Raw genomic sequence first — 17,920 nt, 5'->3', positions numbered from 1 at the left:
TACACACGTGCTACAATGGTCGGTACAGAGGGTTGCCAAGCCGCGAGGTGGAGCTAATCCCAGAAAACCGATCGTAGTCCGGATCGCAGTCTGCAACTCGACTGCGTGAAGTCGGAATCGCTAGTAATCGCGAATCAGAATGTCGCGGTGAATACGTTCCCGGGCCTTGTACACACCGCCCGTCACACCATGGGAGTGGGTTGCACCAGAAGTAGCTAGTCTAACCTTCGGGAGGACGGTTACCACGGTGTGATTCATGACTGGGGTGAAGTCGTAACAAGGTAGCCGTAGGGGAACCTGCGGCTGGATCACCTCCTTAATCGAAGACTCAGCTTCTTCGCAAGTTCCCACACGAATTGCTTGATTCATTGAAGAAGACGATAGAAGCAGCTTTAAGCTCCAAGCTGATAGCTCACGCTAACAGTTACAAGCTCGAAATTGGGTCTGTAGCTCAGTTGGTTAGAGCGCACCCCTGATAAGGGTGAGGTCGGCAGTTCGAATCTGCCCAGACCCACCAATTTTGTTATGGGGCCATAGCTCAGCTGGGAGAGCGCCTGCCTTGCACGCAGGAGGTCAACGGTTCGATCCCGTTTGGCTCCACCATAACTGCTTCTGATTGCTGAAAGCTTAGAAATGAGCGCTCCATCCGCTGGGATGATGAGTGTTGATTTCTGGTCTTTTGACCGGATCGTTCTTTAAAAATTTGGGTATGTGATTGAAATATAGACTGGGCACCTCTTTCACTGGTGTGTGTCCAGGCTAAGGTAAAGTTTGTGAAATGCAAACTTTCGGCGAATGTCGTCTTCACAGTATAACCAGATTGCTTGGGGTTATATGGTCAAGTGAAGAAGCGCATACGGTGGATGCCTTGGCAGTCAGAGGCGATGAAAGACGTGGTAGCCTGCGAAAAGCTTCGGGGAGTCGGCAAACAGACTGTGATCCGGAGATGTCTGAATGGGGGAACCCAGCTGTCATAAGACAGTTACCTTACACTGAATACATAGGTGTATGGAGCGAACCAGGGGAACTGAAACATCTAAGTACCCTGAGGAAAAGAAATCAACCGAGATTCCCTTAGTAGTGGCGAGCGAACGGGGACCAGCCCTTAAGTTGATTTGAGATTAGCGGAACGCTCTGGAAAGTGCGGCCATAGTGGGTGATAGCCCTGTACGCGAAAATCTCTTGTCAATGAAATCGAGTAGGACGGGGCACGAGAAACCTTGTCTGAACATGGGGGGACCATCCTCCAAGGCTAAATACTACTGACTGACCGATAGTGAACCAGTACCGTGAGGGAAAGGCGAAAAGAACCGCGGAGAGCGGAGTGAAATAGATCCTGAAACCGTATGCGTACAAGCAGTGGGAGCCCACTTTGTTGGGTGACTGCGTACCTTTTGTATAATGGGTCAGCGACTTATTTTCAGTGGCGAGCTTAACCGAATAGGGGAGGCGTAGCGAAAGCGAGTCTTAATAGGGCGTCTAGTCGCTGGGAATAGACCCGAAACCGGGCGATCTATCCATGGGCAGGTTGAAGGTTGGGTAACACTAACTGGAGGACCGAACCGACTACCGTTGAAAAGTTAGCGGATGACCTGTGGATCGGAGTGAAAGGCTAATCAAGCTCGGAGATAGCTGGTTCTCCTCGAAAGCTATTTAGGTAGCGCCTCATGTATCACTGTAGGGGGTAGAGCACTGTTTCGGCTAGGGGGTCATCCCGACTTACCAAACCGATGCAAACTCCGAATACCTACAAGTGCCGAGCATGGGAGACACACGGCGGGTGCTAACGTCCGTCGTGAAAAGGGAAACAACCCAGACCGTCAGCTAAGGTCCCAAAGTCATGGTTAAGTGGGAAACGATGTGGGAAGGCTTAGACAGCTAGGAGGTTGGCTTAGAAGCAGCCACCCTTTAAAGAAAGCGTAATAGCTCACTAGTCGAGTCGGCCTGCGCGGAAGATGTAACGGGGCTCAAACCATGCACCGAAGCTACGGGTATCATCTTAGGATGATGCGGTAGAGGAGCGTTCTGTAAGCCTGTGAAGGTGAGTTGAGAAGCTTGCTGGAGGTATCAGAAGTGCGAATGCTGACATGAGTAACGACAATGGGTGTGAAAAACACCCACGCCGAAAGACCAAGGTTTCCTGCGCAACGTTAATCGACGCAGGGTTAGTCGGTCCCTAAGGCGAGGCTGAAAAGCGTAGTCGATGGAAAACAGGTTAATATTCCTGTACTTCTGGTTATTGCGATGGAGGGACGGAGAAGGCTAGGCCAGCCTGGCGTTGGTTGTCCAGGTTTAAGGTGGTAGGCTGAAATCTTAGGTAAATCCGGGATTTCAAGGCCGAGAGCTGATGACGAGTGTTCTTTAGAATACGAAGTGGTTGATGCCATGCTTCCAAGAAAAGCTTCTAAGCTTCAGGTAACCAGGAACCGTACCCCAAACCGACACAGGTGGTTGGGTAGAGAATACCAAGGCGCTTGAGAGAACTCGGGTGAAGGAACTAGGCAAAATGGCACCGTAACTTCGGGAGAAGGTGCGCCGGTGAGGGTGAAGGACTTGCTCCGTAAGCTCATGCCGGTCGAAGATACCAGGCCGCTGCGACTGTTTATTAAAAACACAGCACTCTGCAAACACGAAAGTGGACGTATAGGGTGTGACGCCTGCCCGGTGCCGGAAGGTTAATTGATGGGGTTAGCTAACGCGAAGCTCTTGATCGAAGCCCCGGTAAACGGCGGCCGTAACTATAACGGTCCTAAGGTAGCGAAATTCCTTGTCGGGTAAGTTCCGACCTGCACGAATGGCGTAACGATGGCGGCGCTGTCTCCACCCGAGACTCAGTGAAATTGAAATCGCTGTGAAGATGCAGTGTATCCGCGGCTAGACGGAAAGACCCCGTGAACCTTTACTATAGCTTTGCACTGGACTTTGAATTTGCTTGTGTAGGATAGGTGGGAGGCTTTGAAGCGTGGACGCCAGTCTGCGTGGAGCCAACCTTGAAATACCACCCTGGCAACTTTGAGGTTCTAACTCAGGTCCGTTATCCGGATCGAGGACAGTGTATGGTGGGTAGTTTGACTGGGGCGGTCTCCTCCTAAAGAGTAACGGAGGAGTACGAAGGTGCGCTCAGACCGGTCGGAAATCGGTCGTAGAGTATAAAGGCAAAAGCGCGCTTGACTGCGAGACAGACACGTCGAGCAGGTACGAAAGTAGGTCTTAGTGATCCGGTGGTTCTGTATGGAAGGGCCATCGCTCAACGGATAAAAGGTACTCCGGGGATAACAGGCTGATACCGCCCAAGAGTTCATATCGACGGCGGTGTTTGGCACCTCGATGTCGGCTCATCACATCCTGGGGCTGAAGCCGGTCCCAAGGGTATGGCTGTTCGCCATTTAAAGTGGTACGCGAGCTGGGTTTAGAACGTCGTGAGACAGTTCGGTCCCTATCTGCCGTGGACGTTTGAGATTTGAGAGGGGCTGCTCCTAGTACGAGAGGACCGGAGTGGACGAACCTCTGGTGTTCCGGTTGTCACGCCAGTGGCATTGCCGGGTAGCTATGTTCGGAAAAGATAACCGCTGAAAGCATCTAAGCGGGAAACTTGCCTCAAGATGAGATCTCACTGGAACCTTGAGTTCCCTGAAGGGCCGTCGAAGACTACGACGTTGATAGGTTGGGTGTGTAAGCGCTGTGAGGCGTTGAGCTAACCAATACTAATTGCCCGTGAGGCTTGACCATATAACACCCAAGCAATCTGCACAAAGACAGCAGATTGCGGTGTGTGAAGACGCATGAAGACGAAAGTTTGCGAACACACAAGCGGTACCTTGATCACATACCCGATTTGCTGAAGCGTTCGAGAGAACGAGTCAGTACCCGAATTTCTTGACGACCATAGAGCGTTGGAACCACCTGATCCCATCCCGAACTCAGCAGTGAAACGATGCATCGCCGATGGTAGTGTGGGGTTTCCCCATGTGAGAGTAGGTCATCGTCAAGATTAAATTCCAGAACCCCATTTGCGAAAGCAGATGGGGTTTTGTTTTTGCGCGCGATAAAAGAATAGAGCAAAAAAAACCACCCCGTAGGGTGGTCTCCATTTCCAACGCTGATCAGTCACCACGATAGACGCAACCGCTAGTACAGGTTTCGTGAATCCGTATAGCGGACAACTCTGGCAGCAGCGGCTTAAGCTCTTTCCAAATCCACTTCACCAGCACTTCACTGGTCGGATTTTCGAGGCCGGGGATGTCATTCAGGTAGTTATGGTCCAGGCGCTCGTACAGAGGCTTGAAGATTGTCTTGATCTCGGAGAAATCGCGAATCCAGCCGGTATGCGGATCCGGTTCGCCCTGCAGATAGATCGCTACACGGAACGAGTGACCGTGCAGACGTCCGCACTTGTGTCCGTCCGGCACGTGAGGGAGCCGGTGAGCGGACTCGAACGTAAATTCTTTAAAAATTTCCACGGTGATATAAGCCTTGAGAAGTGGCGATCGCCTGCGCGATAAATGCAAGCTGCGAGTTTATCAGCAATGGTTTGGCGAGTGACAGGCTGAACCTGACCACGTGGTTAAACCAGAGGCTCCAGCCGTTCGGCGAGACGGCCCGTGTCTACGAGCTCCAGAAACTCATCCCCCAGCCGCTGGCTGCTTTCCATTGCAGTGCGCCAGTACCGTTGCCGATCTGCATCCCTCCCGACGAACCGTTTGAAATCGCTTCTATCAGGCAGCTTGCGGTAGGGCAGCGTAGCCAGGTACGCGTGTGAGGGAGCCAGCAGCACCACGTCTTGAAGCCGAGTCTGGTCGCCTCTGCGCCATGGCAGTGCCTTGTCAAACCAACCCGGAATGATTTTGTCGGTGAAGTGCGGATACAGCACAATGTCGCTTCCGCTGTACGGAAGGTCCAGATGGTAGTCGAGCAGGCCGCCGTCGCGGAACATCCCTGCGCCGACACCGGGTATCTCTCCAACGCCCTCCATGACCATCGGAATGGAGCCAGACGCCAGCAATGCCTGGCGCAGGTTCAGAGTGTCCAGCGGCAAGCAACACGATGGGAAGTCAGTCAATGGCAGCAGGGGAGGGACGAGGCGTGGGTCGTGCATGACCAGTCGTTCGAAATGTCGCGACAGGCGTGCGCGCCCGATCAGGTTATCAGCGACGACAGCCCCTAGCCCCAGGCTTAACCCTGCGCGATGATCCCGGGCAAGCAAGCCACGGCTTCTGACGATCATCACGTTGAGACGGTAATGAGCATTCGCCAGAACGTGTGCATCATTCGCCTGCAAAAGCGCATCAAGCATCGTCACGCAGCTTCGAGTGACCTGTGCCATCGTCACGCCTTTGGCGAAACTCTGCTCGTTGTACAGGTGGCCAAGTCGCCGGATACCTGCAACCGGGTCCGGCAGGCAGGCGCTAGCAAATCGCCACGAACCGATAGAGGCGCCAATCAACGATCGCTCCCGTTGAGCCCGGGGCAGCCATTCACCGAACAGCGCCAGATCCAGGCCCTGAATGCCCAATGCTTTCGGACCACCCGCGGCGCCAGGGATGATGCCGACATCTATCGGCGATAGGCCTTGCTCCCTGATCCGCGTCATCGCACGCCTGCCGGCCTTGATAGTCAATGCCGGGTATTTGATGTGAATGTTGCTCATGGCCCCTCCGGGTTGGACAGGGGCGAAGTATATCGTGGGTCCCGCTTTCATCCACTGGAGGCTCGACGGGTAGTGGCACGTAGCCAGATAAATTCAGCTTCAATTAAGTTCGCCCGTTTATGGTGGGTTCCGTAAACAACCAGACCCCTACGGAGATCCACCATGAAAATCCTGACTGCCTTTATCGCTGCCACTGCACTCACTGTCACAGCCGGTTATGTCCAGGCCCGGGATTTAGGTCCTGATGAGGCGCTGAAACTGCGCGATGCAGGTACTATTCAGTCCTTTGAAAAACTCAACGCTGTCGCCTTGGCCAAGCACCCTAAATCCACCATTACTGATACCGAGCTGGAACAGGAATATGGCAAGTACGTTTACCAGATCGAACTGCGCGATGCGCAAGGTGTGGAGTGGGACGTTGAAGTGGACGCCGTCAGCGGGCAGATTCTCAAAGATCACCAGGACGCCTGATGATCGCCAGTAAGCGTCCCGCCAAGCGTTTCGTTTACTGTCTGGTGGCCGTATGTGCGGTCACCTCGAGCCTGGAGTGCCTGGCTCGGGACCTGAATCAGGACGAGGTGCTTGAGCTGCGAAGGAAAGGCGTGATTCTGCCGCTTGAGCAGTTCATTGATCAGGCATTGGGGCGTTACCCCGGCTCTAAGTTGCTTGAGGCCGAACTTGAGGAAAAACACGGCGTGTTGGTGTATGAGATTGAGCTTCTCACTGCCGATCATGTGGTGCGCGAGCTGAAATTCGATGCCGGTGACAGCCGCCTCTTGCAAGACAAGGAAGACGATTGATGCGTTTGTTATTGGTTGAGGACCACGTTCCTTTGGCGGACGAGCTCATCAGTACGCTGGGCCGGCAGGGCTACGCGATCGACTGGCTGACCGACGGCCGCGACGCCATTCATCAAGGTGCCACCGAGCCCTACGACCTGATCGTGCTTGACCTCGGTCTGCCGGGGGTTCCGGGGCTTGAGGTCCTGCAGAAATGGCGCTCCGGCGGGCTGTCCACGCCTGTCCTCATTCTGACCGCGCGGGCCTCTTGGGCCGAGCGTATCGAGGGCCTCAAGGCCGGCGCCGACGACTACCTGACCAAACCCTTCCATCCCGAGGAACTGCAGTTGCGCATCCAGGCGCTGCTTCGCCGTGTCCGAGGTCTGGCCAACCAACCGAAACTCGAAGCCGCAGGCCTGCACCTGGACGAGGGGCGCCAGTGCGTCAGTCGCGGTGAGGAGGACATTCAACTGACGGCGGCGGAATTTCGCCTGCTCCGTTATTTCATGCTGCACCCCGGGCAGATACTCTCCAAGAGCCACTTGGCAGAGCACCTTTATGATGGGGAGAACGAACGGGACTCGAACGTCATCGAGGTCCATGTCAATCATTTGCGTCGCAAGCTTGGCCGCGCCGTTGTCGAGACGCGGCGTGGGCAGGGCTATCGTTTTGCCGGGACGGGCGAGTGAGGTCCATTCAGCGACGGTTGAGTCTGGGCCTGATCAGCGTGCTGTTGATTGTCGGGTTGGTCTTGGCGCAGATCAGCCTGTGGCTGTTTGAAGTGGGCTTGCAGCGATACCTCGAGTCTGGCCTGCGCAATGAAAGCGAACTGCTGCTGGTGGCACTGGTTCGCGGTCCGGACGGCTTGCAGCTCGACGAGCATCGGCTGTCGCCCGGCTACCAACGACCTTATTCCGGCCATTATTTCCGGATTGATTTCGACCAGGGTCATTGGCGGTCGCGCTCGTTGTGGGATCTCGAGTTGCCGCATCCCGGACAGCCCGGCCTGCATGCCGATCTTGCCCTGGAAAAGACCGATCAATCGCTGTTGTTGCTGCACACCGATTACCGCAAGTTCGGCCAGACCATCTCCATCACCGTCGCTCAGGACTACACCCCGGTGCGAGACAGCTTTGCACTGGTCCAGCGCATCGGTCTCGGGTTAGGGCTGATGGCCCTGATCTTGATTCTGGTGTTGCAGCGCGTCACCGTTCGCCGCGCCTTGCGCCCCTTGGAAAGGGCCAGAGAACAGATTTTCCAGCTGCAACAAGGGCAGCGATCGCAACTTGATGAGCGAGTGCCGGTGGAACTCGAGCCCTTGGTCGCGCAGATCAATCATCTGCTGGCCCACACCGAGGACAGTCTCAAACGTTCTCGCAATGCCCTTGGCAACCTGGGCCACGCGCTGAAGACGCCGCTCGCGGTCCTGATGAGCCTGGCCGAAGGCGACAAGCTGGCCGGCCACCCGCATGTGCGCGACACCCTGCGCGATCAATTGCAGCACATTCAGCAGCGTCTTGAGCGTGAACTTAATCGTGCGCGGTTGTCAGGCGATGCCTTGCCGGGCTCGCGGTTTGATTGCGCTGCGGAGATTCCCGGGCTGTTCTCCACCTTGCGGATGATTCATGGCGAGCACCTTGAGCTCAGCAGTGAAATCGGTGCGGGTCTGTTTCTGCCGTGGGACCGTGAGGACATCCTCGAATTGCTCGGCAACATCATGGACAACGCCTGCAAGTGGGCCGACAGCCAGGTCAGCCTGAGCATTGCCAAGCACGCTGACGGCTACTGCCTGCTGATCGACGACGATGGCCCGGGCATCCCCGTGCAGCATCGCGATGACGTCATCGGCCGTGGCAATCGCCTGGACGAGCAAGTGACCGGCCACGGTCTGGGACTCGGCATCGTCAAGGACATCGTCGAGGCGTGGGGCGGGCGCATTCAGTTGCTGGACAGCCCCATGGGCGGGTTGCAAGTGCGCATCGATTTGCCCGAGCGAATCAGCCCGCAACTGCCGGGGAGCGAAAGCGCACGTCAATCTTCATGACCTCAACTTTTTGCGCGCCGGGCCGTTAACCGTAAAGGAACCCCAACGGCTCAACGCACAAAAACAAAGGGTCATGACTGCTATGCGGCTAAATCTCAAAGCCAAAGTACTTTCGCTCGCGGTGCTCCCGGTATTGGTGTTCGCACTGATCATCAGCGCCAGCACCGTCATCATGCTGCGTGAACAGGGCAAGCGCGAAGTCGAGGAAACCCGCCAGCACCTGCTCGCGGAGGCCAAAGCCACGTTGCAAAGTTACGTGGCTGTCGCGCTGGGCACCATCAAACCGCTGTATGACGCCTCGGCCCCGGGTGACATGGAGGCCCGCGCGCAAGTCATCAAAATGCTCTCTCAGGTCAACTACGCCAAGGACGGATACTTCTTCGGTTACGATTCTCAGGCGGTGCGGCTGTTCAAGGGCAATAGTCCAGACGGCATCGGCAAGAGCTTTAAAGACGCCCGCGATCCGAACGGTGTTTTCGTCAATGCTGGTCTCGTTGACGTCGCGAAAGCAGGTACTCATTACCTGGAATATTCCTCGGCGCTGCCCGGTTCGAGCGAACTGGTGCCCAAACTGGGGTATACCGAATACCTGCCCAAATGGGACATGGCGTTCGGGTCGTCGATCAACCTGGACAACATCGATGCCAAAGTCATGGAGCTGCAGAAGAATGTCGCCGAGCGCCGGCAGAGCATGCTTGTCAGCATCATCGGCATCACGCTGCTGGTACTGGTGATCATCGCGGCGGCGGGTTTCTGGATCGCGGGCGGTATCCTGCGGCCCCTGCGCCTGATGAAAGCCAACCTCGATGACATCGCCGCCGGTGAGGGTGATCTGACACGGCGTCTGGCGGTGACCTCCCAGGACGAACTTGGCGATCTGGCGGGTTCGTTCAACCGTTTCGTCGACAAGATTCACGGGCTGGTCCGGCAGATCGCCGAAATGACCTCTCAATTGACCGGGCTAGTGGGTGAAGTGACCGATCAGGCGCAGCGTTCCGAGCAGGCCATGGAGCGTCAGCGTCACGAGACCGATCAGGTGGCTACGGCGATTAATCAGATGTCGGCCGCGGCCCAGGAAGTCGCGAAGAGCGCGCAGGGTGCCTCGGTGGCTGCGCAGCAAACCGATGCCGAGGGTCAGGCCGCCAAGCGAGTGGTCGACGGCAGCATTCAGCAGATTCACGCGTTGGTGAACGACATCCGCGACAGCGGTACGTCACTGGACAGCCTGCAGAATGACGTGTCGTCCATCGTCGGCGTGCTCGGGGTGATTCGTTCCATCGCCGATCAGACCAATCTCCTGGCGCTCAACGCCGCGATCGAAGCCGCGCGTGCCGGGGAAGCGGGTCGCGGGTTCGCAGTGGTAGCGGATGAGGTGCGTGCGTTGGCCAGCCGCACGCAGCAAAGCACTCAGGAAATTCAAGGCATGATCGACCGTTTGCAGCAGGGCACCCACGGCGCGGTGCAGGCCATGAAACGTTCGAGCGAGGCGGGCGACGGGACTTCCGCTCGCGCCAACGAAGCCGGCGCGTCGCTGGACACCATGGGTCAACTGATCGGCACTATCAACGCGATGAACGCGCAGATTGCCAGCGCTGCAGAGGAGCAGACGGCCGTGGCGGAAGAGATCAATCGCAGCGTCCACCAGATCGCCGTGGCGGTCGAAAGCGTGGCCGATGAAACCCGCCACAGCGCCTCCACGTCACGTAACCTCACGGCGCTTAACCAACGCCTCGGCCAGTTGGTTCGGCAGTTCAGAATCTAGACGGGGCGGCGGGCCTCGCTCGGGGCCCGCTGTCAGCGCTTCCTCCACTGACCGTGCACTTCAGGCGCGGCACTCCTGCGGCGATTGACGGACTAAGCATCAGGCCGTGTGCTTGGCGCGGTGTAATGACATGGAAGAAACATGAACGAAACCGCGCTGCAAAAGAAAACCCTCCTGCTGTTATTGATACTGGTCACCATCGCGTTTATCTGGATTCTGCTGCCGTTCTACGGCGCGGTGTTCTGGGCGGTGATCCTCGGTATCATCTTCGCGCCTCTGCAACGCCGTCTGTTGGCCCGCTTCGGCTGGCAGCGCAACCTGACGTCCCTTTGTACGCTGATGATCTGTCTGGTCATCGCGATTCTGCCGGTCATCGTCATTGCGGCGTTGATGGTTCAGGAGGGGGCGACGCTCTACAAGAATGTGGAAAGTGGTCAGCTCGACATCGCCAAGTACCTGGCTGAATTCAAGGTGCTGCTGCCGCCCTATGTGCAGCATTGGCTTGATCGTCTGGGCATGGGAGATTTCAACGGGCTGCGCGACAAGATCGCCAAAAGCGCGATGCAGGGCAGCAATTACCTGGCGACCCAGGCGTTCAGCTTCGGGCAGGGTACGTTCGATTTCGTGGTCAGTTTTTTCATCATGCTCTACCTGCTGTTCTTTTTCCTGCGTGACGGACAGGACCTTACCCGCAAGATCCGCATCGCGATTCCGTTGGCCGAGCCTCAGAAACGCCGATTGCAGTTGAAATTCACGCGTGTTGTGCGTGCAACGGTGAAGGGCAATATTGTCGTGGCCGTGACGCAAGGCGCGTTGGGCGGGTTTATTTTCTGGGCACTGGATATCCCGAGCGCTTTGCTGTGGGCGGTGATGATGGCGTTTCTGTCGTTGCTGCCGGCGGTGGGGGCGGGGATTGTCTGGGCCCCGGTTGCGCTGTATTTCCTGCTCAGCGGGATGATCTGGCAGGGTGTGGTGTTGGGGCTATTTGGGGTGTTTGTGATCGGGCTGGTGGATAATGTGTTGCGTCCGATCCTGGTGGGCAAGGATACGCGGATGCCCGATTATCTGATTCTGATCTCGACGCTGGGCGGCATGGCGGTGTTCGGGTTGAACGGGTTCGTGATCGGGCCGATGGTGGCGGCGTTGTTTATGTCGACGTGGGCGTTGTTTACCGGCGACAAGAAAACCGTTCGATTGCCTGGTTAGCGTGTGTTTTAAGATCAAGATCTAAAGCGTCTGCCTAAGGGCAGACTGTTTCGCCTTCGGCGAGTTACTTGGAAAAGCACCCCAAGTAACCAAGGGTGCTTGCTCCTGGTTGGGCCCTTCCTTCGTCAGGGTTCCTTCACTCCGGTCTCGCTCCGTGGGCCCGCGCCGAACGGACATCCATGTCCTGACGGCGCTCTCGCCGCATCCATGCGGCTCGGCCCACGGAGCGAGCCCTGCGTTCAGCCTGCACCCAAGTCGCGATTGGCGGTGTTTGAGCCTTTTGCGTGTGAAGATCAAAAGCACATCTAAAGCAGATCAAGGGCTTCCCGGCTAAAGCCAGTCCTACAGGTATTCGCGCACGGTCAGTAGGACCGGCTTTAGCCGGGAAGCTGTTGATCTTGATCTTCATACACAGCCAGTCCAGACGACGCCAATCGCGACATTGGTGCAGGCTGAACGCAGGTTTTGCGCAGTGTGCCGAGCCGCATGGATGCGGCGAGAGCGCCGTCAGGACATGGATGTCCGTTCGGCGCGGGCCCACGGAGCAAGACCGGAGTGAGGGTATTCCGACGAAGGAGGAACCAAACCGAGAGCAAGCACCCTTGGTTACTTGGGGTGCTTTTCCAAGTAACTCGCCGAAGGCGAAACCGAGGCCGTTAGGCCGTTAGGCCGACGCTCTTGATCCTCGGCTCTTCCAAAGTACTAAAGCCAAAGCCATAAAAAAACCCTGCTCTAGAGCAGGGTTTTTTTTGCATCACTCACTCATCACAAACCCGCATGGCCCACCAGGGTCAGCAGCGGTTGCGGGTACACGCCCAAGAAGAACGCCAGCAGCGTAATCCCCAACAGCATCACGCCACCTGCACGCTGTGCCCAGTTGAACGGGGCGTCGTGGCGCTGGATCTTCGAGTCCTGCAGATACAGCGTCACCATCACACGCAGGTAATAGAAGACACCAATGGCGCTGCCCACGACCAGTGAACCGGTCAGCCACCACAGGTGTGCTTCGACGCCCGTCGCGATGATGTAGAACTTGCCGATGAAGCCAGTCGTCAGCGGGATACCGGCCAGGGACAGCATCATCACGGTCAGCACCGCCGTCAGGTACGGACGACGCCAGAACAGGCCGCGGTATTCGAACATCGCATCGGCATCGCGGCCGCTGTACGGTGACGACATCAACGTGACCACGCCGAACGCGCCCAGGCTGGTCAGCACGTACGTCACCAGATAAACGTTGATCGCCTCGACGGCCATGCCTTTGCTCGCCACCATCGCGATCATCAGGTAACCGAAGTGCGCAATCGACGAATAGCCCAGCAGACGCTTGAGGTTGTTCTGCGTCAGGGCCAGCAGGTTACCGACCAGGATCGACGCCACGGCAATGACCGACATCACGTCGGTCAGCACACCACTGGTGGCCGCCGGAGATATCTGGAACAGGCGAACCAGCACGCCGAACACCGCGACCTTACTGGCCGTGGCAAGGAAAGCCGCCACCGGGGCAGGGGCGCCTTCGTACACGTCCGGTGTCCACAAGTGGAACGGCACCAGCGACAGCTTGAAGCCCAGACCCACCAGCATCATGCCCAGACCCAGGCTGGCGATCGGGCTTGGCATACCGGTGGCCGCGATAGCCTTGCCGATCTCGCTGAAACCCAGGCTGCCGGATTCGGCATACAGCAGCGCCATACCGAACAGCAAGAAAGCCGAACCGGCGGCTGACAGCACCATGTACTTGATGCCGCCTTCCAGCGAACGCTTGTTAAAGAAGGCGTAAGCGACCAGACCGTAGACCGGCACCGACAGCAGTTCCAGACCGATGAACAGGCTTGCCAAGTGTTGTGCAGCGACCAGTACCAAGCCACCGGCCGCGGCCATCAGGATCAGCAGGTAAAGTTCTTCGCGGTTACCCGGATAGCCCGCCTTGCCTTCACCCAGGTAAGCGTGAGCCAGGGTGACGCAAGCCAGCGTGGACACCAGGATGATGCCCATGTAGAGGCAGGCGAAGCTGTCGATTTGCAGCAATGGCGTGACCACCAGCGGCGCAACTTTCAGCGCCGGGTAGATGGACAGCAAAGCCAGGTTGAGTCCCGCTACCGTCAGCAGGAATGATTGCGAGTGATTGCGACGCCATGCGATGCCCAGCATCACCACCACAATGGTGATGCTGGTAATCAGCAGCGGCGCCAGCGCAATAAAGTGTTGAATCGTCAGGTCCATAGCGCTCTTACCGGGCCGAAGCGAGTTGAGTGAAGGCGGTGCCGAGCCATTGCTGCACGCCATGCATGGTCGCCGAGGAGGTGTCGAGGATCGGTTGCGGGTACACGCCCAGCAGAATCAACAACACCGCCAGACCCAGCACCATGATCAATTCCCGGCCGTCCATGCCTTTATAGACCGCGTCGGATTTGGCCGGGCCGAAGTAGGCGCGGTGGATCATGATCAGCGAGTAGACAGAACCGAACACCAGGCCGGAGGTGGCGATGGCGGTGATCCACGGCGCGCTGACAAAGCTGCCAATCAGGATCAGGAATTCGCCAACGAAGTTACCGGTGCCTGGCAGGCCGAGCGACGCGGCAGCGAAGAACAGGCTGATGGCCGGCAGGTACGCGATCTTGTTCCAGAGACCACCCATCTCACGCATGTCCCGGGTGTGCAGACGCTCGTACAACTGGCCGCTGAGGATAAACAGCGCAGCCGCCGACAGACCGTGAGCGAGCATCTGAACCACGACGCCCTGCAACGCCTGCTGGCTGCCGGAGTAGATGCCGATCAGCACGAAGCCCATGTGCGAAACGCTGGAAAACGCGATCAGGCGCTTGATGTCGGTCTGGGCGAAGGCCAGGAAGGCACCGTAGAAGATACCGATCAGGCCCAGAACCATGGCGATCGGAGCGAACTCGGCCGAAGCATTCGGGAACAGCGGCAGGGCAAAACGCAGCAGACCATACGCAGCGGTCTTCAGCAGGATGCCCGCCAGGTCCACGGAACCTGCGGTCGGCGCCTGGGCGTGAGCGTCAGGCAACCAGGAGTGCAGCGGCACGATCGGCAGCTTCACCGCGAAAGCGATGAAGAAGCCCAGCATCAGGATGTATTCGGTGCCGTGGGACAGCTTGGTTTTCAGCAGGTCCGCGTAACCGAAGGTGATCACGCCGGTCTGGTTGAAGTGCACCAGCACCAGACCCAGGATCGCTACCAACATGATCAGACCGCTGGCCTGAGTGAAGATGAAGAACTTGGTCGCTGCGTAGATCCGCGTCTTCTTGCCGTCCGCCGAGCTGTGACCCCAGAGCGCGATGAGGAAGTACATCGGCACCAGCATCATTTCCCAGAAGAAGAAGAACATGAACAGGTCGATGGCGAGGAACACGCCGACCACACCGCCCAGGATCCACATCAGGTTCAGGTGGAAGAAGCCGACGTTACGTTGAATCTCTTTCCACGAGCAGAGCACCGAGAGGATACCCAGCAGGCCGGTCAGCAGAATCATCAGCAGGGACAGGCCATCGAGGGCCAGGTGCACGCTGATGCCGAAGCGCTGGATCCACTGGAGCTTGAATTCAAGGGCCCAGGTCGGATCGGCGCCCGGAGCAGGAGCATAGGTAAAGGTACCGGTGCTCCAGACCCACAGGCCCAGAATCGTCTCGAGAGACATGGTCAACAGCGCAATCCAGCGCGGCAGGGTAGGGCCGAAGCGCTCACCTTGCCAGCACAGCAGGCCGCCGATGAAGGGGATCAGGATTAGCCAAGGCAGAATCATGACGGGCTCAATTCCTTTTCGTAAGTCGCAAGGTTCATGTCAGATCGACTCATCAGACCAGCACAATCGCGCCGAGTACCAGTACGGCACCTGCGGCGATCGAAGCGGCGTACCAACGGAGCTGACCGGTTTCGGTGCGGGTCATCAAGCCGTTACCGGCTTTGACCAGACGCGGAATCAGGCCGATTGTGTGGTCGAGCGGGTCGGCACGCAGGAGGCGACTGATTGCCAGGTAAGGTTTGACGAACAGCACGTCGTATACCCAGTCGAAGCCCCAGGCCGCAAACCACCATGCCGACAGGAAACGACCCGGACCGCTGTTGGCGATGGCAGTGGCCAGACGACGCTTGCCGAGGAACAGCACCGCCGCCAGAAGAATACCGGCCAGAGCGATGGCGCCCGAGGCGATTTCCAGACTGTGCTTGGCTTCGCCGCCCGCATGGCCCGCGCTTTCCGGCAGCACGCCGGCCAGTGGCGGATGAATCCAGGCGCCGATGAACGTCGACAGTACGATCAACACACCCAGCGGTAACCAGTGGGAAATCCCGTGGCCGGCGTGGGCTTCGGTCTTCGCTTCGCCGTGGAAGGCGATGAAGATCAGGCGGAAAGTGTAAAGCGAGGTCATGAACGCACCGACCAGACCTGCATACAGCAGGTACTGATGGCCGCTGGCGAAGGCTTCCCAGAGGATTTCGTCCTTGGAGTAGAAGCCCGCGGTGACCAGCGGCAAGGCCGACAGCGCAGCGCCGCCGACGATGAAGCTGGCGTAGGCCAGTGGCAGTTTCTTCCACAGGCCGCCCATCTTGAAGATGTTCTGCTCGTGGTGGCACGCAACGATCACCGCACCGGACGCGAGGAACAGCAGCGCCTTGAAGAAGGCGTGGGTCATCAGGTGGAAAATCGCGCCGTCCCAGGCGCCCACGCCCAACGCCAGGAACATGTAGCCAATCTGGCTCATGGTCGAGTAGGCGAGGATACGTTTGATGTCGGTCTGCACCAGTGCGGCGAAACCCGCCAGTACCAGGGTCACGCCGCCGACGATGCCCACCAGATGCAGGATGTCCGGCGCCAGGATGAACAGGCCGTGGGTCCGTGCGATCAGGTAAACGCCTGCGGTTACCATGGTTGCGGCGTGGATCAGTGCCGAAACCGGGGTAGGGCCGGCCATTGCGTCTGCCAGCCAGGTTTGCAGCGGCAGTTGCGCGGATTTACCGACCGCACCGCCCAGCAGCATCAGGGTGGCCAGAACAATCCAGAAGTCGCCGACCTTGAAGTGCTGTGGCGCACGAACCAGCAATTCCTGGATGTTCAGCGTGCCCAGTTGCTGGAACAGAATGAACAGGCCAATGGCCATGAACACGTCGCCGATGCGGGTCACGATGAAGGCTTTTAGTGCGGCGTTGCCGTTGTTGCGGTTGCTGTAATAGAAACCGATCAACAGGTACGAGCACAGGCCCACGCCTTCCCAACCGAAGTAGATGAACAGCAGGTTGTCGCCCAGGATCAGGAACAACATGCTGGCAATGAACAGGTTGGTGTAGGCGAAGAAGCGCGAGTAGCCGTCTTCACCGCGCATGTACCACGAGGCGAACAGGTGAATGAGGAAGCCGACGCCGACCACCACACCGAGCATGGTGATGGACAGGCCATCGACATACAGGGCGAAGTTGGGCTCGAAGCCGTCCACCGACATCCAGCGCCACAGCACCATGGTCAGATGACCGCCTTCCGGTGGTGAGACGTTGAATTGCCAGATCACGTACGCGGCAACGATGGCCGACAGGCCAATGGAACCTACGCCGATCAGGGCTGAAAGGTTTTCCGACCATTTGCCGCGCGAGAACGACAGCAGCAGGAAACCGATCAGGGGGAATACGAAAGTCAGAAAGAGTAGGTTCATCCGCGCATCTCGCTGGCAGCGTCGATATCGAGCGTGTGGAAGCGGCGATACAGTTGCAGCAGGATCGCCAGGCCAATGCTGGCCTCGGCTGCGGCAAGGCTGATCACCAGAATGAACATGATCTGGCCGTCAGGCTGTGCCCAGCGGCTGCCCGCGACGACAAAGGCCAGCGCGGCTGCGTTCATCATGATTTCCAGGCTCATCAACACGAACAGAATGTTGCGGCGTACCAACAGGCCCGCCAGGCCGAGGCAGAACAGGATGCCGGCGACCGCCAGACCATGTTCCAGAGGGATTGCTGAGTTCATGGCTTTACTCCTTCGCCTCGTTGCGGCCGACATGGAACGCCGTCACGGCTGCCGCAAGCAGCAGCATCGAGGCGAGTTCGACAACCAGCAGGTAAGGGCCAAACAGGCTGATGCCGACGGCTTTGGCGTCCACCGTGGTGTGCCCGATGGAGGCGCCGGTGGAGTTGGCAAACAGCACGTAGATCAACTCCGCCAACAGCAGGCCGCCCAGCAGAATCGGGCCGAGCCAGATGCCGGGTTTGAGCCAGGCGCGTTCTTGTTGAACCGAGGCCGGGCCCAGGTTCAGCATCATCACCACGAAGACGAACAGCACCATGATGGCGCCCGCATAGGCGATCACTTCAAGCGCACCGGCGAACGGCGCGCCGAGGCTGAAGAAGGTCATGGCCACGGCGATCAGCGAAATGATCAGGTAGAGCAGGGCGTGCACCGGGTTCGTGTTGGTGATCACCCGGAGGGTGGCCACCACAGCGATGCCGGATGCGAAATAGAAAGCGAATTCCATCTTTCT

General features: G+C 58.0%; 13 protein-coding genes, 2 tRNA genes and 3 rRNA genes (1 of these 18 only partly in view). 11 read left to right on the top strand and 7 right to left on the bottom strand.

Annotated features, from left to right (window positions below; translation table 11 throughout):
- The 5 genes from M1E04_RS17075 to rrf form a co-directional block, all read left to right on the top strand.
- Positions 1 to 319: ribosomal RNA gene (locus M1E04_RS17075) — 16S ribosomal RNA — on the top strand; it begins 1,218 nt to the left of the window's first position.
- Between the two features lie 121 nt (positions 320 to 440).
- A tRNA-Ile gene (locus M1E04_RS17070) sits at positions 441 to 517 on the top strand.
- A 10-nt stretch (positions 518 to 527) separates the two neighbouring features.
- Positions 528 to 603 (top strand) — tRNA-Ala (locus M1E04_RS17065).
- Positions 604 to 836: 233 nt separating this feature from the next.
- Positions 837 to 3,729, top strand: a 23S ribosomal RNA gene (locus M1E04_RS17060).
- A 146-nt stretch (positions 3,730 to 3,875) separates the two neighbouring features.
- A 5S ribosomal RNA gene (gene rrf / locus M1E04_RS17055) occupies positions 3,876 to 3,991 on the top strand.
- Together the 16S, 23S and 5S rRNA genes with 2 tRNA genes alongside form the textbook arrangement of a ribosomal RNA operon.
- Before the next feature lie 112 nt (positions 3,992 to 4,103).
- Here the strand turns inward: rrf and queD are convergent.
- Complete coding sequence (gene queD, locus M1E04_RS17050; RefSeq protein ID WP_074893670.1) at positions 4,104 to 4,460, bottom strand: 6-carboxytetrahydropterin synthase QueD; 357 nt, start codon at positions 4,458 to 4,460, stop codon at positions 4,104 to 4,106.
- Between the two features lie 104 nt (positions 4,461 to 4,564).
- Entirely contained in the window at positions 4,565 to 5,647 is a 1,083-nt protein-coding gene (locus tag M1E04_RS17045) for a patatin-like phospholipase family protein (RefSeq protein ID WP_192136159.1), read from the bottom strand.
- A 162-nt stretch (positions 5,648 to 5,809) separates the two neighbouring features.
- Between M1E04_RS17045 and M1E04_RS17040 the strand changes: the two genes are divergently transcribed.
- From M1E04_RS17040 to M1E04_RS17015, 6 genes are all read left to right on the top strand, one after another.
- Positions 5,810 to 6,118, top strand: coding sequence for a PepSY domain-containing protein (locus M1E04_RS17040; RefSeq protein ID WP_065989102.1), 309 nt, complete (start codon positions 5,810 to 5,812; stop codon positions 6,116 to 6,118).
- A complete protein-coding gene (locus M1E04_RS17035; RefSeq protein ID WP_065989104.1) occupies positions 6,118 to 6,447 on the top strand; it encodes a PepSY domain-containing protein in 330 nt (109 codons plus the stop codon). The genes M1E04_RS17040 and M1E04_RS17035 overlap by 1 nt, the downstream gene beginning before the upstream one ends.
- Complete coding sequence (locus M1E04_RS17030) at positions 6,447 to 7,115, top strand: response regulator transcription factor (protein WP_065989106.1); 669 nt, start codon at positions 6,447 to 6,449, stop codon at positions 7,113 to 7,115. The genes M1E04_RS17035 and M1E04_RS17030 overlap by 1 nt, the downstream gene beginning before the upstream one ends.
- On the top strand, positions 7,112 to 8,470 hold the full coding sequence (locus M1E04_RS17025; RefSeq protein WP_456291763.1) for an ATP-binding protein: 1,359 nt from the start codon (positions 7,112 to 7,114) through the stop codon (positions 8,468 to 8,470). Before M1E04_RS17030 ends, M1E04_RS17025 begins: the two co-directional genes overlap by 4 nt.
- A gap of 82 nt (positions 8,471 to 8,552) precedes the next feature.
- On the top strand, positions 8,553 to 10,232 hold the full coding sequence (locus M1E04_RS17020) for a methyl-accepting chemotaxis protein (RefSeq protein WP_456291762.1): 1,680 nt from the start codon (positions 8,553 to 8,555) through the stop codon (positions 10,230 to 10,232).
- 141 nt (positions 10,233 to 10,373) lie between these two features.
- On the top strand, positions 10,374 to 11,438 hold the full coding sequence (locus M1E04_RS17015; protein WP_192136167.1) for an AI-2E family transporter: 1,065 nt from the start codon (positions 10,374 to 10,376) through the stop codon (positions 11,436 to 11,438).
- 765 nt (positions 11,439 to 12,203) lie between these two features.
- Here M1E04_RS17015 and nuoN read toward each other — a convergent pair.
- From nuoN to nuoJ, 5 genes are read right to left on the bottom strand one after another with little or no spacing between them, the layout of a single operon-like run.
- The gene (nuoN, locus tag M1E04_RS17010; protein WP_074892029.1) at positions 12,204 to 13,661 is read right to left on the bottom strand and encodes an NADH-quinone oxidoreductase subunit NuoN; all 1,458 of its coding nucleotides are present in this window, start codon (positions 13,659 to 13,661) and stop codon (positions 12,204 to 12,206) included.
- Between the two features lie 7 nt (positions 13,662 to 13,668).
- Positions 13,669 to 15,201 carry an NADH-quinone oxidoreductase subunit M gene (nuoM, locus tag M1E04_RS17005; protein WP_456291761.1) on the bottom strand — a complete coding sequence of 511 codons (1,533 nt, stop codon included), beginning with the start codon at positions 15,199 to 15,201 and terminating at the stop codon, positions 13,669 to 13,671.
- Positions 15,202 to 15,253: 52 nt separating this feature from the next.
- Positions 15,254 to 17,101, bottom strand: coding sequence for an NADH-quinone oxidoreductase subunit L (nuoL, locus tag M1E04_RS17000; protein ID WP_108122801.1), 1,848 nt, complete (start codon positions 17,099 to 17,101; stop codon positions 15,254 to 15,256).
- Positions 17,098 to 17,409 carry an NADH-quinone oxidoreductase subunit NuoK gene (gene nuoK, locus M1E04_RS16995; RefSeq protein ID WP_065989117.1) on the bottom strand — a complete coding sequence of 104 codons (312 nt, stop codon included), beginning with the start codon at positions 17,407 to 17,409 and terminating at the stop codon, positions 17,098 to 17,100. The genes nuoL and nuoK overlap by 4 nt, the downstream gene beginning before the upstream one ends.
- 4 nt (positions 17,410 to 17,413) lie before the next feature.
- A complete protein-coding gene (gene nuoJ, locus M1E04_RS16990) occupies positions 17,414 to 17,914 on the bottom strand; it encodes an NADH-quinone oxidoreductase subunit J (protein ID WP_037008804.1) in 501 nt (166 codons plus the stop codon).
- Positions 17,915 to 17,920: the final 6 nt, after the last annotated feature.

Source organism: Pseudomonas sp. AK106, from assembly GCF_053903055.1.
The sequence above is the reverse complement of the archived record's forward strand: the minus strand, read 5'-3'. Positions and strand labels throughout refer to the sequence as shown.

What these genes read in the sequence shown, in the direction of transcription:
- M1E04_RS17045 (WP_192136159.1), bottom strand. Translation starts at nt 5,647, where the DNA reads ATGAGCAACATTCACATCAAATACCCGGCATTGACTATCAAGGCCGGC.
- M1E04_RS17040 (WP_065989102.1), top strand. Translation starts at nt 5,810, where the DNA reads ATGAAAATCCTGACTGCCTTTATCGCTGCCACTGCACTCACTGTCACA.
- M1E04_RS17035 (WP_065989104.1), top strand. Translation starts at nt 6,118, where the DNA reads ATGATCGCCAGTAAGCGTCCCGCCAAGCGTTTCGTTTACTGTCTGGTG.
- M1E04_RS17030 (WP_065989106.1), top strand. Translation starts at nt 6,447, where the DNA reads ATGCGTTTGTTATTGGTTGAGGACCACGTTCCTTTGGCGGACGAGCTC.
- M1E04_RS17020 (WP_456291762.1), top strand. Translation starts at nt 8,553, where the DNA reads ATGCGGCTAAATCTCAAAGCCAAAGTACTTTCGCTCGCGGTGCTCCCG.
- M1E04_RS17015 (WP_192136167.1), top strand. Translation starts at nt 10,374, where the DNA reads ATGAACGAAACCGCGCTGCAAAAGAAAACCCTCCTGCTGTTATTGATA.
- nuoN (WP_074892029.1), bottom strand. Translation starts at nt 13,661, where the DNA reads ATGGACCTGACGATTCAACACTTTATTGCGCTGGCGCCGCTGCTGATT.
- nuoM (WP_456291761.1), bottom strand. Translation starts at nt 15,201, where the DNA reads ATGATTCTGCCTTGGCTAATCCTGATCCCCTTCATCGGCGGCCTGCTG.
- nuoL (WP_108122801.1), bottom strand. Translation starts at nt 17,101, where the DNA reads ATGAACCTACTCTTTCTGACTTTCGTATTCCCCCTGATCGGTTTCCTG.
- nuoK (WP_065989117.1), bottom strand. Translation starts at nt 17,409, where the DNA reads ATGAACTCAGCAATCCCTCTGGAACATGGTCTGGCGGTCGCCGGCATC.
- nuoJ (WP_037008804.1), bottom strand. Translation starts at nt 17,914, where the DNA reads ATGGAATTCGCTTTCTATTTCGCATCCGGCATCGCTGTGGTGGCCACC.